Here is a 14,723-nt window from a genome sequence, read left to right on the forward strand (position 1 = left end):
GCTCGGAAGCGGCCTGGCTTAGTCTCCGCTGCCGCCAGAGCCGCCCGAACCGCCACTGCCACCCGAACCGCCGCTCCCGCCACCGCCACCTGAACCTCCACTGCCACCGGAGCCGCCGCTACCGCCCGAGCCTCCGGAGCCTCCGCTGCCGCCCGAGCCGCCGCCGCCATTCCCGCCATTGGAGCCGTCGTCGGTGCCGCCGGAGCCGCCGTCGCTGCCGGTTCCGCCGTCGTTGCCGTCGTTTTCACTGCCGGCGAGCACCGCCGAGATGACCGAGGTGGTCAGCGGCGGGCACTGCGCCAGTTGCTCCGACGACAGGATGCTGCGGCGGTTGAGCGCGATGCAGCACATCTCGAAGTTGTCCCGGGTCAGCGGCTGGCACGCGGCCGCCGCCATCCGCGGCCGGAGGCTGTTCTGGGCTGAGGCAAAGCCGGTTGGCAAGGTTGCGGCCAAGGCCGAAGAGATCAGCAGAATCGCATCAATCCTGCGGGCGCAGGTCGGGAACGTCCTCATTTCTTCCTCCTGAGGGAAAAAACGCGCCCGTCCCCAAACTGGCGCTATCGATCAAATGTTCCGACAAGCGGAAACATCTTGTTAAGCATACATCCTTTTGAAAACCGTGCAACAACCACCCGCCGGGGTTGCGTTATCATCTTCTAATATGCTGTCTAAGTGTCGTCCAAGGAGAGAGGGGACAACACATGAAAACGCCAGTGGCACTGCTGGCGACCGCTTTCATTGCGGCCGCCTGCAGCCAGACGAACTCGTCCGGATCGAGCATGAGCACGGTCGGCTATGCCTTCGCCCCGCCGGCCGCCAACGCCTTCTGCGCCAGCCAGCCGCACCTGTGCAGCACGGCCGGGTCCGCCAGGACCGCGACGCTGACCGGGGCCAAGATGGAGGAACTCAAGCAGGTCACCGCCTCGGTCAACAGCAGCATCCGCCAGCGCGAAGACGCCGAAACCGTCGGTCGCGAGGACGATTGGCGGCTGCCGACGACAGGAGTGGGCGATTGCGAGGATCTGGCCATCCTGAAGAAGAACGAGCTGCGCAAGCGCGGCTGGCCGGCCTCGACGCTGCTGCTCACCGTGGCCACCTATCGCGGCATCGGCCACACGGTCCTCACCGTGCGCACCGACAAGGGCGACTTCATCCTCGACAACCTCAACAACTCGGTGAAGAACTGGTCGCGAACGCCCTACCGCTATTTCGCGCGGCAGTCGCAGTCGGAAACCGGCAGGTGGATGCGCATCGGCGCCTGACGTCCGCCGCGGCATGACGTGCCGTTCCGGCTCGACCGGAACGGCACCGGCTAGTGCGGAAACCGGTTGTCCTCGACGATCTTCCAGATCTGCCGGTTGATGTCCCTTATCGCCTCGATCGAGGCGCTGATGCGGCGCATCTCGGTATCGTCGAGTTCCTCGTGCTTGCCGTAGTGGACCTCGTCCTTGCTGTCGAACACGCGCATCAGCTGGGTGCTGGCGCGCGTGCCGGTCTCGTCGAACGAATAGATGCAGTGGCTGTACTTGTTGCGGAGCTTGGACTGGTGCGTCAGCTGCTCGGTCACCGAAAGGATCGACTGGCGGCATGGGGCCGGCGTCTTCGGCAGCTTCGCCAGCCGCTCGACCAGGTCGAGCCGTGCCCGCGTCGTGTTCAGCGTCAGGAAGATGATGATCGCCGTTTCCTTGTCCACCTGGGCAAGGCCTGCAATGAGGTAGATCAGCAGGCTTTCGGTGTTCGTCCAGGTGTAGTTCAGCTGGCCGACGATGAGCAGGACGTCCTGGAAGCGGGGCATTGCAGGCTCATGCCGTGGGTTGCGGCGCCCGTATCGCCGCTGCGTCGTCCGGGCCGCGGTCGCCGAGCGCCTCCCTCCGTTCGTGATAGATCGCCGCCGCCTCGGTGCGGTTGTGGGCGCCCAGCTTGGTGATGATGTTGTGGAGATGGATCTTGACCGTGTGCTCGGACAGTCCGAGTGCGGCGGCGATGAGCTTGTTCTGCAGCCCACGCGCGACCATGCCGAGGATCTGCAGCTCGCGGTCGGTCAGTTCGTAGAAGTCTTCCTGGTCGCCGTCGGGGACGCGCCGCACCGGATGCTCGTCGAGCTCGTCGGCGTTCGGCGGCCGCCGCTCCATGATCGGCTCGAACAGCGACAGCGGGAAATATTCGCCGCCGCGCAGCACCAGCCGCACCACCGACAGCCACACGTCGAGCTTGAGGTTCATGGGCAGTACGCCGCGGATGTTGCGGGCAACCACCACGTCCTTGATCGACACTTCGTGGCGGCCGTCGTCCTGAATCAGCATGATCTGGGCAAAGGGATGCAATTGCGCCAGCCGCTCGGAATGGGCCGCCACCTCGGGCAATTGCTCGGCCTCGAGCAGGATCAGCGCGACCGGACAGTCGAAGCCCGCGCAGGCCTCCGCCAGCGACGGCACCTGTTCCACGGCGATCCAGGGGAATTCGCGCTCGATCGCATAGACGAGCGATTCCGACACGAAATCTGCCGGAGCCACGATCAGCAGCGTCTTGAAAGACTTTTGGCCAGAGACAGTGCCCCCGGCAGCGCGGCGCGCGCTTGCAACTGCTACCCGATACATGAGGCCTCCCGTCCTCTGTCCCGCAATAGACTGCTACTCCCGGCGTGCCGCGCGGCGGGAAACGAGTGTGGATCATATACCGGTCATTGCCGGTTCGGTATAAGCAAGACGAGCTAGCAGGCTCCTTCGGCCTAATGCTTCCGGCTGCCCTGCCCCCCTTACGGATTAGTCCCCCGTTGCATTCGTGAACCCGCGCCGGCTCACGCCCGCTGGTTGACGCATGCCGCTGCCGCAAGGTTGCAAAGCATAGCGGCCAAGCCGCGCTGTTCTTTGCGGCACAAGCAATTGTTCGAACCGGACGGGCCGCAAGAAGTACAACCGCGCCCCCGCCGTTCTGCCTTGTCCGCACTCGGCGAATCCTTTGCCGCATCGCCCGAAATGCCTAGCGCGAAGTGTCAGCTTACAATTTCGGGGCCGCAGCCACAGACTTTCCGGGTTTCGCCAGCGAGGGCGCAGCGCAACCAGAACCGCGATTCCGAGTGACACGGCCATTCGTGAAGGGCTCGCCATTCACGGAATTGTGAAGATTTCCGGGCGCAGGCCCTCGCCCAGCAAGAGGAGGTAGAGGCCATCCAGACAGGCATGGGATCTGCGGCTGCAAGTCCCCACGGCCGACGATCCAGGCATTCCCCAGATGGAAAATAGAGGCGACGTCCGCGCGAAGCCCAAGGCCGTCTGCAAGATGACAACGGTCCGGCAGGCGCGGTCCCAACCGAGGACACGACGATGTCTGACAGGAACAACGGCAATATCAGTGCGTTCGGTTTGCAGTTCCCTGGCGATTCTCACGATTACGGCGACGAGTCCGAAAACAAGAACGAAAACGAGAATAAGAACGAGAACGAAAACAAGAACGACACCGACAATTCCAACGAGAACGAAAACAAGAACGAGTCCGAGAACAAGAACGACTCGGACAACTACAACGACAGCGACAACAAGAACGAAAACGAGAATAAGTCCGAGAACGAGAACCAGAACGAGTCCGAAAACAAGAACGTCAACGAGAACAAGAACGAGACCAAGGTCGACGTGGATGTCGACGTCAAGGTCGACCTGAAGGCCGAAGGCGTTCTCAGCGACGATCACTCCGACGATGACTTCGCCGACATCGACACCGCGGGCGGCGACATCGACACCCTGCTCATCTCCAAGGAAGGCAACGTCACCTACGATCCCGGTGACGACGTCGATTTCAAGGACATCCTCAACGGCTCGCTGAACGGCAATGGCAACAACGCCTTTGTCATCAACCAGATCGCCGAGATGTCCGACGACGACAAGCTCGAAGAGGCGACCGTCAAGAACGAAGGCACCTTCACCCAGGACCTGGACGCCAAGGGCGGCTTCGCCTCGGCCGGTGACGGCATCGACACCGGCGGCGGCGGCGGCTCGGGCGGCGACGCCAAGGCCAATGGCGGCGACGGCGGCGACAGCGGCGACACCAAGGGCGGCAAGGCCGACGGCGGCGACGGCACTGGCGGCCTGGCACTCAGTGCCGCGCTCGGCGGCGACGCCAAGGGTGACACCAAGGCCGAAGGCGGCGACAGCGACGGCGGCGACGGCAAGAACGACGCCACGGGCGGCAAGGGCGAAGGCGACGAAGGCGGTCGCGGTGGCGACGGCACGGGCGTCGGCCTCGGCCTCGGGCTCGGCCTCGGCCTCGGCGCCGGGCTCGGCGGTGAAGCCAACTCCGACGGCGGCAATGCCAAGGCCGATTCCGACGAGGCGAAGGCCGAGAGCGGTGACGGCGGCGATGGCGGCAACGGCGGCAGCGGCGGCGACGGCGGTGATTCCGAAGGCGGCGACGCCGAGGGTGACGGCGGCAATGGCATCGATGCCATCGTGCCGATCGTGCCCATCCTGAATTTCGGCTTCGGCGGTGACGCCGAGGGCGACGGCGGCGATGCCGGCAATACCGGCGGCGGCGGTGGCGGCGGCGGCGGTGGCGGTGGCGGCGGCACGGGCGACGCCACGGCGACCAGCGGCGACGCGACATCGACGGCCGGCGATTCCTTCTCGACCGGCGGTGACGGCACCGGCACCGGTACGGGTACCGGCACGGGCTCCGGCTCGGGCAGCGGTACCGGCGGCGGCGGCGGTGGTGGTGGCGACGGTCTCGGCGGCTACGCCATGAACGGCGACGCGACCGGTGGCGCAAGCACCGGCGGTGCGGCGACGGCTTGGGGGGGCGAAGGCGGCCATGCGCTGAGTGGCGCCTGGGCCGACGGCTACGGCGGCGACGCCAAGGTCGGCGACGTCTGGGGCGGCGACGGCGGCGCTGGCGGCGCCGGTGGCACGGCCAATGGCGGCTTCGGCGGCGCCGGCGGCGATGGCGGAATGTGGGGCTCCTACAACGGCGACGACGGTTATGTCACCGGCCACAGCGAAGCCAGCGCCGATGCCATCATCGACACCAGCGCCTTCAACCAGCAGATCGTGATGGGTGCCAACCTGCAGGGCAACACGGTCGACATGACCGTGGTCGGTGGCGACTACGACCATACGCTCAGTGGCGAGGACGGCTCCGGCTCCAATACCTAGCCGCGATCGGTGAACTCCGCTGCGGCGGAGTGATCCAAACGGACTGCGCGGGTTTCCCGCGCAGTCCTCCTGGTCGGCGAAGCGTGCCCGGGTCCGGCCGACCGTAGGTTCCCATTCCGGAGGCAACGCACGTGAATTCGGTCTATTTGGACAAGGTCACCGAGGCGATCGCTCACTTCATCGGACTGTTCGACACCACGATCGAAGAGGCTCGTCAGAAACAGGCATACGACGAGTTCAAGGCCAGTCAGGCGAAGGACGCCCAGCCCTCCGACCATGACGGCGTCGCCGTCAAGGTGGATGCGCGGCACGATCTCGAAGACTTCGATCCGCATGTTCCCTATCTCGGGTTGCCGCCGGAGCTGGTGGTGACGACGGTGTGGTCGAACGTGTGGTTCACGCCGCCCGAGATTCCCGCCCCGCACGTGCCGGACATCTTCTATCCCGGCTTCAACGTTCCCCATGTCCCCTTTGCCTCGTCGGGCATCGTGCTGCCGGCCATCGTGCCGCCGGGATCGCTGCCGATCATCGTCAGCCAGGACATCCGACTGTCCGATGCCGACTATGTCGGCGCCGGCGGCAGCGGCCTGAAGTTCACGCCGACGCCAGCCGACGACCTCCAGATGAACATGCTGCAGACGGCCGCCGCCGACCTTTCGCCGATCGACGACCTGACGCTGCCCGGAACGCCCGAGGAGATCGGCACGCTCGTGACGACCGCGGTCGCGCGGCTGGACGGCTTCACCGCCGACGGCCACGGCGACGCCGAAGTCGTCGTCGTCAAGGACGGCGTCATCGACGGCACCTTCGTCAACGGCGTCGAAGTCCAGGACGGGGATGCGCCCCAGCTCGAGGACTACGCCGATTTCCTCAAGGACGAGGAAGACGGCGGGCCGGACAAGCTCGATTTCAGCGCATCGCCCGGTTCGTCCGATTTCATGGCCGGCTGGGGCGATGGCTCCATAGCCCCCTCGGTCGAGCTCGAGAGCGGCGGCAACACGGTCGTGAACTCGGCCGTCATCACCAACGACTGGGCCTCGTCCGGCGTCATTGCCGCGGTCGGCGACCATGTCGAGCTCAACGCCGTGATCCAGATCAACATCGTCTCGGACACCGACAGCGTCGGCGCGAGCCTGAACGGCTGGCGGGTCGGTCCCGACAACATCGACGAGACCTTCAACATCGCCAGCTTCCAGCGCATCGATCCGGAGGCCGAAGCGGCCAATGCCGGCCATGCCCCCGCGGGCTTCCCGTCCTACTATGTCGTCACCGAGATTTCCGGCGACCTCATCATGCTGAACTGGATCGACCAGTACGCCTTCATGATGGACGGCGACGTCTGCATCCTGTCGTCGTCGGGCGTGAAGACCGTGGTCTCCACCGGCGACAACACGGCCGTCAACGACGTGTCGCTCGGCGAGTTGGGCTACTACTACGACCTCATCATCGTCGGCGGCAACATCTACGACGCCAACATCATCCAGCAGCTCAACCTCCTGATCGACAACGATCATCTGGGCGCGGTGCCCGGTTTCGAGACGACCGGCGGCGGCGCGCTCTCGACGGCGGGAAACCTGCTGTGGAACGAGGCGGCCATCGTCAATATCGGCCAGGGCAACGACGACGAGAACCTGCCCGGCTTCTACAAGAAGGCGGCCGACAACCTCGCCGCCGGCAAGGACGACCTGCCCAACCAGGTCCTGCACGACAGCGCCTTCGCCGGCATCGGCGTGCTGCGCGTGCTCTACATTTCCGGCGACATCTACAATCTGCAATTCATCAAGCAGACCACCGTGCTCGGCGACAGCGACCAGGTCGCGGTCGCCATGAACGAGCTTGCCGCGCAGCCGGACGCACAGTGGACGGTCACCACGGGCAGCAACGAACTGGTCAACTTCGCCGGCATCGTCGACGTCGACGGCACCACCAAGACCTATGTCGGCGGCGAGAGCTATTCCGACGAAGTCCTGATCCAGGCGGAACTCGTGTCCAGCGATCCGAACCTGGGCGCCCAGGATCCGGACGTGCTGGTCAACGAGGCGGTGGCCTTCCTCGACGACGGCTCCGAAGACACCGGCCCCGACCCGCACGCCGACCATGCCGTTCCGCTGCCGGCGGATTCCGGCACGGTCGACGTCATGCAGAACATGCTCGCCTGACCGGGCCGAAAGGATCGCAAGATGACCGACGATCGCGACCACGGCTGGAGCGAATTCCACGATGTGCCGGAAGGCGGCGAAGGCGAAGATCGTCCTGCCCCTCACCCGTCGCGCGCCGCGCCCGCTCCCCTGCCGGAGCAGCGGCTCTCCAGCGCCGTGGCCCCGCAGGAAGCCGCGATCGACAGGCTCGAGAAATACATCGACAATGTCGTCGGCGAGCTGAAGCAGGTCGCAAGCGCCACGCCGGGCGAGCCGGCGCCGCAGCCCGAAAAGGCAACGCCGCCGGTTCCGGCCGAGCCGGCGCGCAGCGCCCATCAGCCGCCGAAAGCCGAAACATCGTCGGCCAGGTCGGCCTGGGAGGCGACGCATCCGCCCCAGCCCGTGCCAAGGCCACCGGTCAAGCGCCCCGAAGGCGCCGCGGCCCCGCAGAAGGGCATCCCTTCCACGCAGGCCCTGCCCAAGCCTTTTCCACCCGCGCAGGCCGACGACCGGCCCGAGCCGGCAACTCCCCCCGAAGCCTCGATCACACCGCCGCCGCAAGCCCCGCAACCGGCAGAGCCGCCAGCGGAGCCTGCCGTCGAAGCCGCGACAGGCTCGCCCATTCCCGAGATGCGGGACGCCGAGCCTTCCGAGCCTCGGCCGGACATGAAGGACAAGCCGGTGCCGACCGGCACGGTGAACATCGACGCCGATACCGTTCCGGTGAGGGCGGAGAAGCTTCCCGACACCAACGGCCCGACCGGCGGCGACATCGATCGCGGCGGTGGAGGCGGCGGCGGTGGCGGCGGCGACGCCTTCCACAAGCGGCTCGGCCCGGTGGACTTTTCCGCCTCGCTCAAGACCGGCAAGCAGATCGTCCAGCGAAACCTGCTGATCGTCATGCTGTTCACGCTCGCCAGCAACGTCCTGGTGCTCGCGATCCCGCTCTACCTGTTCCAGATTTCCGACCGCGTGCTGACCAGCCGCTCGGTCGACACGCTGATCATGCTGACCGTCGTCATCGTCGGTGCCGTGATGCTGCAGGCGATATTCGACGCCATCCGCCGCCTCATCCTGATGCGCACGGCGGTGGAGGTGGCCGCCCAGCTCGGCACCCCCATCCTCAGCGCCGCCGCCCGCGCCGCCCTGCATGGCACGGGGCGCGAGTACCAGACGCTCGGCGACCTCGGCCAGCTGCGTTCGTTCCTGGTTTCGGGAACGCTGTTGTCGCTGCTCGATGCCCCGCTGGCGCCGCTCTTCGTGCTGGCGGTCTTCCTCGTCCACCCGCATCTCGGCTTCATCGTCGTCACGACGTCGCTGATCCTGCTGATCATCACCATCATCAACCAGCGCTCGACCGAGGCGCCCTTCAGCGAGGCCAACGCGCATCAGAGCAAGGCGAACCTGCATCTCGATTCCATGTCGCGCAATTCGCAGATCATCAACGCCCTGGCGATGATCCCCGAGGCCGCGCGCATCTGGGGCAAGGACACCGCGAGCTCCCTGCGGGCGCAGGTCATCGCCCAGGACCGTAACATCGCCTTCGCCTCGACCTCCAAGGCCGTGCGCCTGCTCACCCAGGTAGCCATGCTGGGCTGGGGAGCCCACCTTGCCCTCGCCGGCCACCTCAGCGGCGGCATGGTCATCGCCGCCTCGATCATCGCCGGCCGGGCGCTCGGGCCGATCGAGGGCGCCATCGAAGGCTGGAACCAGGTGGTGCAGTCGCGCGCCGCCTATGGCCGCATCGCCAGCCTGCTGGAGTCATCCCCGCTCAACCTCGAGCGCCTGCGCCTGCCGCGCCCGGAAGGCCGCCTCGACGTCGAGCGCCTGCTGTTCGTGCCGCAGGGCACCAAGCGGGTCGTGCTCAACGGCATCACCTTCTCGCTGGCGCCCGGGGATTCGCTCGCCGTCATCGGCAATTCCGGCGCCGGCAAGACGACGCTGGGCAAGATGCTGGTCGGCTCCATCCTGCCGACCTCGGGCAATGTCCGCCTCGACCTGATGGACCTGCGCAACTGGGACCAGCGCCAGTTCGGCGAGAACATCGGCTACCTGCCGCAGGACGTCCAGCTGTTCCCCGCCTCGATCAAGGCCAACATAGCGCGCATGCGCGACGACGTCGGCGACGCCGAGATATTCCAGGCCGCCAAGCTCGCCGACGTGCATGAGATGATCGCCACGCTGCCGCACGGCTACGAGACCTTCGTCGCCGCCGACGGCGCGCCGCTGTCGGGCGGCCAGAAGCAGCGCATAGCCCTTGCGCGCGCCTTCTTCGGCAATCCCAGGATGGTCGTTCTCGACGAGCCGAACTCCAACCTCGACGCGGCCGGCGACGCCGCCCTGGCCCGCGCCCTCCAGCACGCGAAAGAACAGAAGATCACCGTCATCACCATCACCCAGCGGCCGGCGCTGCTGCAGAGCGTCGACAAGATCCTCTTGCTGGTCAACGGAACGGTGGCCCTCTTCGGCATGCGCCAGGACGTGCTGCAGGCTCTCGCCCAGCGCGGCCTGAGCATCGAGGGCGGCTCGTTCGGCCATCAGATTCCATAGGCGGGCATTGCGATGAGCGACGTGGTCAGAATTCACGACATTGAATGGTACGCCGACGTGCCGCGGTCGATCTCCAGGCAGACCAGGATCGGACTGGTGCTCATCGCGGTGACGTTCGGCGGCTTCGGCACCTGGGCCTTCACCGCGCCGCTCGCCGCGGCCATCATCGCGCAGGGCTCCTTTGTCGCCTCCGGCCAGAACAAGATCGTGCAGCATCTCGAAGGCGGCATCATCAAGGAGCTCCTGGTCAGCGAGGGCGATCGCGTCACCTACGACCAACCGCTCGTCCGCCTCGACGAGACCGCAGCGCAGGCCAACGAGCGCCAGCTGTTCCTGCGCCAGGTGCGCCTCGACGCCATCGCGGCAAGGCTCAACGCCGAAGTTGCCCGGGCACCGGCGATCGCCTACCCCGCGAGCGTCGTCGACAACGTGGCCGATCCCGACATCAAGCCGATCGTCGAGGGCCAGCAGCTCACCTTCGATGCGGCGCGCAGCAAGCTGCAGAGCGAAATCGGGCTGCTCCAGCAGAACATCGCCGCATTCCGCTACCGCGCCGACGGCTACCAGCAGCAACTGGACGCGGTGAGGCGGCAGCTGGCCCTGATGCAAGAGGAATATGCGGGCAAGAAGACGCTCCTCGACAAGGGCCTGCTGCGCGCCACCGAGATCAAGGTGATCCAGCGCGCCATGGCCGAGGCAGAGGGCCAGATCGGCAGGCTGGTCGCCGAGGTCTCGGAGACCGGCGCCCAGATCGTCAAGCTGGAACAGCAGATCACCCAGACCGAGGACGCCTACAAGCAGGCGGCGCTCGAGCAGCTCCAGGGCCTCGAAGGCGACCTCGACACCGTCCGCGAGCAGTTGCGCGAGGCCAAGAGCGTGCTCAACCGCGTCACCATCAATGCGCCGGTCTCGGGCACCATCGTGCGGATGTACTACCACACGCCGGGCGGCGTCATCGAAAGCGGCAAGCCGATCCTGGAGATCCTGCCGTCGGACGTGCCGCTGGTGATCGAGGCGCAGGTTTCGCGCACCGACATCGACAACGTGCAGGTCGGCCAGAATGCCACCGTGCGGCTGACGGCGCTCAACCGGCGCACCACCCCGGTGCTGGACGGCAAGGTGATCTACGTTTCGGCGGACGCGCTTCCGGACAACTCGACGCCGGTCGCCCGGGAAATCTATCTCGCCCGCATCAGCCTGCCGGCCAGCGAAATCGCCCGCGTCCACGGCTTCACTCCCACCCCCGGCATGCCCGCCGAGGTCCTGGTTCAGACCGAGGAACGCACCTTCTTCAGCTATCTCACCAAGCCCATCGCCGACAGCATGTCGCGGGCGTTCATGGAGCGGTGAGCGGAAACACCTCGAACGGGGGCAGACCATGCAGGTCGACGTCATCACCGATCCGAAGCGGCTCGCCGAGCTCAGGGAAAACTGGGACCGGCTCTACGAGAGCGACCCGGAGGCGCAGTTCTTCCTCTCCTGGACCTGGCTGTCGCGCTACCTGCGCCTCTATGACGGCACCTGGTTCATCCTGGCGGCACGCCATGGCGGGCCCGGCTCGGCCTATGTCGGCCTGCTGCCGCTGCGGCTGCGCACCCGCATGAACAACAAGACCGGGCACTTCTTCAACGAGATCAACATGGCCGGCAACTACGCCGCCGACTACACCGGCGCATTGTGCGCGCCGAGCCACGCCGGCCGGGCGATGCAGGCCTTCGCACGCCACCTCTGCGGCATGGGCTGGACCCGGCTGCATCTCGAGAACGTCCGCATGTCGACGGGCAGGCTGAAGGCATTCCTCGCCGCCTTCCCCGACGAGACGCTGGCGCTGCGCGAATTCAGCCGCGTCAACAAGGCCGACAATGTCGACAATTGCCGCTGCTTCGCGGCAAGCCTGCCCGACAGCTTCGAGACCTATCTCGACGAGGTGCTGAGCACCAACACCCGGCAGAAGCTGCGGCGCTTCCTGCGCAAGGTCGACGCCGGCGAATTGCGCATCACCGAGGCCGATGCCCTGACCAGCCATCGTGACATCGAGACGCTGCTCGAGTTCTGGCGGCTGAAATGGGGCGAGCGGAAGGGAGGCAGGCTGAGCTCCATCCTGCGCCACAACCGCGTCGTGCTGCGCGACGGCTTCGAAACGGGGGCGCTCTACATGCCCGTGCTCTGGCAGGGCGACCGGCCGCTCGGCGCGGTCGCCAGCTTCGTCGACCCGGTCAAGAAGGCGATGCTGTTCTTCATCGCCGGCCGCGACGAGACGGTGACCTCGATACCCGTCGGGCTCATCCTCCACGGCCACAGCATCCGCACCGCCATCGGACGCGGCTTCACAAGCTACGACTTCCTGCGCGGCGACGAGCCTTACAAGTTCGCCTTCGGCGTGACCGAGAGCCGGATCCACTGCGCCATGATCCATACCAAGAGCGGCCGCAACTTCGGCGACCGCCTCGATCCGCGCTCGCTGGATGGCGTCTATGGGGAGGTGCAGCGGTTCCACGAACGGGGCGAACTCGCGCGCGCCGAGAGCGGCTACCGCCAGATCCTGGGCACCGATCCCGGCTACGCCCGCGCGCTCTACGGGCTCGGCCAGCTGGTCTCGGCCAAGGGCGACCACCGCGAGGCGCGTGACCTCTATGCCCGGCTATCGGCGGTTTCGCCCAACGCCTCCAAGGTCTGGTTCAGGCTGGGGGCGGCACTGCAGACCCTGGATGACCACGACGGCGCGGTGGCCGCGTTTCGCAAGTCCCTCGCCCGCAACGACGAATTTTCGGCCGCGCAGTTTTCCCTCGGCAAGAGCCTCGGCGCCCTGGATCGCATCGAAGAGGCGGTCGAGGTGCTGCAGGATCTGGTTCGCAGGCTGGAGGGCGCGCAGCGCGACGAAAGCCTGCTGGTCAAGACCAGGGTGCTGCTCCGGCGCTTCCGCCAGGGCGCCCGGCCGAGCTACATCATGCTCGATCCCCGCCCGGCAGCCCCGCGCCCGCCTATGCCGGGGCCGTAGTCTGGCGCGCGGAGCCTTGCGTCAGGGCTGCTGCGCCAGGAAGGCCTCGAACCGGCGCATTTCCTCGGCATCGATGCCGACCGTGTGGCCGGCCGCCGGATAGGCGCCGCTGGCGATGTCGGCGGCATATTCCCTGAACGCGGCGATGCGCTCCTGCTGGATGCGGTCATATTCGGCGGCGAGGTTGCGGTAGACCTTGGCATGGCGCGGAGTGTGGCCGCGGTTGAGGCCGAGCACGTCCTCGGCGAACAGGTACTGCGCATCGCAGCCGGCGCCCGCGCCCATCGAGATCAGCACCAGCGGCGTGCGTTTCGAGATCGCCGTCGCCACCTCCGCCGGCACGACCTCGATCTCGGCGGCAAAGGCCCCGGCCGCCTCCAGGTCCTTGACCTGGCGCCACACAAGCTCGGCCGTCTCGGCGGTCTTGCCGACGGCACGGAACCCGCCGGTCCAGGTCGAATGCGTCGGGATCAGCCCGACATGGCCGCACACCGGAATGCGTTCGTCGGCCAGCCTGCGGATGGTCTGCGCGCTCGCCGAGCAGTAGACCGCATCCGCGCTCGCCGCCTTCAGCTTGACGGCCGTGCGCAGGATCTCGTCGGTCGTCGCCCCCGTCATGCCGTATTCGTCGCCGGGCACGGCAAAGCAGGTCGGCGCGGCGTCGCGGAAACGCTTGTCGAGCATCAGCCCGTAGGTCACGGACAACAGGTCGATGCCGGCGCGCTCGGCGGCTTCCGCCTCCTCCAGCGTCGTCACCCGGAGTTTCGACAGTTGGCGCTTGCCTTTCAGCGCGCGCAGGTCGGCGACCGTTGGCCTGTTGCGTGCCATCGTTTGGTCCTCGGTTACGGAAGTGTGTTGACCGTCGGCCCTCAGGCCTTCAGCAGCCACTCATGTTCTTTGGCGTTGTGGAACTTCCACGTCCGCACCGGCCCGGCCATGACGTTGAGATAGTAAAGGTCGTAGCCGTGGCAGGCGGCGCAGGGGTGGTAGCCCTTGGGCACCAGCGTCACGTCGCCGTCCTCCACCGCCATCGCCTCGTCGATCTCGCGGTGGCCGGTATCGTCGAACTCGGTATAGACGCGCTGGAAGGCAAAGCCCTGCGGCGGGTTGAGGCGGTGGTAATAGGTCTCCTCCAGCAGCGATTCCGCCGGCAGGTTGTCCTCGTCATGCTTGTGCGGCGGATAGCTCGACGTGTGCCCGCCGGGCGTGATCACCTCGACCACCAGCAGCGAATCCGCCGGCTCGCTTTCGGGCAGGATGTTGGTCACGTAGCGCGTGTTGGTGCCCTTGCCGCGCACCTCCTGCTTGACGTCGTCGGGCCCGATGATGCGTACCGGATGGCCGCCGTTCAGGCCGGGCGCCGTGCACACCGCCAGTTCCACATTGGTTTCGGCCCGCACTGACCAGTCGCCGCCGGCCGGCACGTAGACCGACCACGGCTTGCCCTCGAAGGGCGACATGCGTTCGCCCAGCGTGCCGAGATCGTCTTCGCCGACCCGCACATGCGCCTTGCCCGAAACCAGCACCAGGCAGGTCTCGCGGTCCGCGGTCCAGTCGCCATAGGTATCGCCGGGCTCGAGCTTGTGCAGGTCGAAGCCGACATAGGTCCAGCCGGCGGTCTCCGGGGTGACGTGGATCGCCCGGCCCGCGCCGTGCTTCGGCTTGATCAAGAGTTTCGACATGGTCTCTCACTCCTTGTCGGGGGCGGCGTCGTCGCCGGGTTTGTAGGCAATCAGGAACTGGTAGGCGCCGAGTGCTGCCATGCCGCCCGCCAGCGTGCCCCAGAAGGGCGAGCCGGTGGCGAACTCCAGGGCCGACCACGCCGCGCAGATGCCGACGAGCACGATGCGCCGCCACAGCGGCCTGAGGAACGGATGGTTCTGGTCGTTCATCAAT

At 66.8% G+C, this 14,723-nt stretch carries 12 protein-coding genes; 6 read left to right on the plus strand and 6 right to left on the minus strand.

Going from position 1 to position 14,723, the window contains the following annotated elements; genetic code table 11:
- Positions 1-18: 18 nt before the first annotated feature.
- Positions 19-513, minus strand: a complete 495-nt coding sequence (locus J2X50_RS04480) for a hypothetical protein (RefSeq protein ID WP_429092060.1) — start codon at positions 511-513, stop codon at positions 19-21.
- A gap of 188 nt (positions 514-701) precedes the next feature.
- Between J2X50_RS04480 and J2X50_RS04485 the strand changes: the two genes are divergently transcribed.
- A complete protein-coding gene (locus tag J2X50_RS04485; protein WP_429092063.1) occupies positions 702-1,262 on the plus strand; it encodes a transglutaminase-like cysteine peptidase in 561 nt (186 codons plus the stop codon).
- 50 nt (positions 1,263-1,312) lie between these two features.
- Here the strand turns inward: J2X50_RS04485 and J2X50_RS04490 are convergent, their stop codons facing one another.
- Together J2X50_RS04490 and J2X50_RS04495 are read right to left on the minus strand one after the other, a co-directional pair.
- A complete protein-coding gene (locus J2X50_RS04490) occupies positions 1,313-1,795 on the minus strand; it encodes a hypothetical protein (RefSeq protein WP_429092066.1) in 483 nt (160 codons plus the stop codon).
- Between the two features lie 7 nt (positions 1,796-1,802).
- Positions 1,803-2,495, minus strand: coding sequence for a helix-turn-helix transcriptional regulator (locus J2X50_RS04495; RefSeq protein WP_429092069.1), 693 nt, complete (start codon positions 2,493-2,495; stop codon positions 1,803-1,805).
- An 828-nt stretch (positions 2,496-3,323) separates the two neighbouring features.
- Between J2X50_RS04495 and J2X50_RS04500 the strand changes: the two genes are divergently transcribed.
- From J2X50_RS04500 to J2X50_RS04520, 5 genes are all read left to right on the plus strand, one after another.
- Positions 3,324-5,141: a hypothetical protein gene (locus tag J2X50_RS04500; RefSeq protein ID WP_429092072.1), complete on the plus strand. Its 1,818-nt coding sequence runs from the start codon at positions 3,324-3,326 to the stop codon at positions 5,139-5,141.
- Between the two features lie 131 nt (positions 5,142-5,272).
- Positions 5,273-7,300 carry a type I secretion protein gene (locus tag J2X50_RS04505; protein WP_429092075.1) on the plus strand — a complete coding sequence of 676 codons (2,028 nt, stop codon included), beginning with the start codon at positions 5,273-5,275 and terminating at the stop codon, positions 7,298-7,300.
- A gap of 21 nt (positions 7,301-7,321) precedes the next feature.
- Complete coding sequence (locus tag J2X50_RS04510; protein ID WP_429092077.1) at positions 7,322-9,829, plus strand: type I secretion system permease/ATPase; 2,508 nt, start codon at positions 7,322-7,324, stop codon at positions 9,827-9,829.
- 12 nt (positions 9,830-9,841) lie between these two features.
- Positions 9,842-11,179, plus strand: a complete 1,338-nt coding sequence (locus J2X50_RS04515) for an HlyD family type I secretion periplasmic adaptor subunit (RefSeq protein WP_429092079.1) — start codon at positions 9,842-9,844, stop codon at positions 11,177-11,179.
- Between the two features lie 28 nt (positions 11,180-11,207).
- Complete coding sequence (locus tag J2X50_RS04520; protein WP_429092081.1) at positions 11,208-12,827, plus strand: GNAT family N-acetyltransferase; 1,620 nt, start codon at positions 11,208-11,210, stop codon at positions 12,825-12,827.
- 21 nt (positions 12,828-12,848) lie between these two features.
- Here the strand turns inward: J2X50_RS04520 and J2X50_RS04525 are convergent, their stop codons facing one another.
- From J2X50_RS04525 to J2X50_RS04535, 3 genes are read right to left on the minus strand one after another with little or no spacing between them, the layout of a single operon-like run.
- Positions 12,849-13,655, minus strand: a complete 807-nt coding sequence (locus J2X50_RS04525; RefSeq protein WP_429092084.1) for a 3-methyl-2-oxobutanoate hydroxymethyltransferase — start codon at positions 13,653-13,655, stop codon at positions 12,849-12,851.
- A gap of 41 nt (positions 13,656-13,696) precedes the next feature.
- Positions 13,697-14,509, minus strand: a complete 813-nt coding sequence (gene iolB / locus J2X50_RS04530; RefSeq protein WP_429092087.1) for a 5-deoxy-glucuronate isomerase — start codon at positions 14,507-14,509, stop codon at positions 13,697-13,699.
- A gap of 6 nt (positions 14,510-14,515) precedes the next feature.
- Positions 14,516-14,719, minus strand: coding sequence for a DUF3329 domain-containing protein (locus J2X50_RS04535; RefSeq protein WP_429092090.1), 204 nt, complete (start codon positions 14,717-14,719; stop codon positions 14,516-14,518).
- Positions 14,720-14,723 lie beyond the last annotated feature (4 nt).

Origin of the sequence: Aminobacter sp. BE322 (assembly GCF_050433525.1) — a bacterium.
Lineage (GTDB): Bacteria > Pseudomonadota > Alphaproteobacteria > Rhizobiales > Rhizobiaceae > Aminobacter.

What these genes read in the sequence shown, in the direction of transcription:
- J2X50_RS04480 (WP_429092060.1), bottom strand. Translation starts at nt 513, where the DNA reads ATGAGGACGTTCCCGACCTGCGCCCGCAGGATTGATGCGATTCTGCTG.
- J2X50_RS04485 (WP_429092063.1), top strand. Translation starts at nt 702, where the DNA reads ATGAAAACGCCAGTGGCACTGCTGGCGACCGCTTTCATTGCGGCCGCC.
- J2X50_RS04490 (WP_429092066.1), bottom strand. Translation starts at nt 1,795, where the DNA reads ATGCCCCGCTTCCAGGACGTCCTGCTCATCGTCGGCCAGCTGAACTAC.
- J2X50_RS04500 (WP_429092072.1), top strand. Translation starts at nt 3,324, where the DNA reads ATGTCTGACAGGAACAACGGCAATATCAGTGCGTTCGGTTTGCAGTTC.
- J2X50_RS04510 (WP_429092077.1), top strand. Translation starts at nt 7,322, where the DNA reads ATGACCGACGATCGCGACCACGGCTGGAGCGAATTCCACGATGTGCCG.
- J2X50_RS04515 (WP_429092079.1), top strand. Translation starts at nt 9,842, where the DNA reads ATGAGCGACGTGGTCAGAATTCACGACATTGAATGGTACGCCGACGTG.
- J2X50_RS04520 (WP_429092081.1), top strand. Translation starts at nt 11,208, where the DNA reads ATGCAGGTCGACGTCATCACCGATCCGAAGCGGCTCGCCGAGCTCAGG.
- J2X50_RS04525 (WP_429092084.1), bottom strand. Translation starts at nt 13,655, where the DNA reads ATGGCACGCAACAGGCCAACGGTCGCCGACCTGCGCGCGCTGAAAGGC.
- iolB (WP_429092087.1), bottom strand. Translation starts at nt 14,509, where the DNA reads ATGTCGAAACTCTTGATCAAGCCGAAGCACGGCGCGGGCCGGGCGATC.
- J2X50_RS04535 (WP_429092090.1), bottom strand. Translation starts at nt 14,719, where the DNA reads ATGAACGACCAGAACCATCCGTTCCTCAGGCCGCTGTGGCGGCGCATC.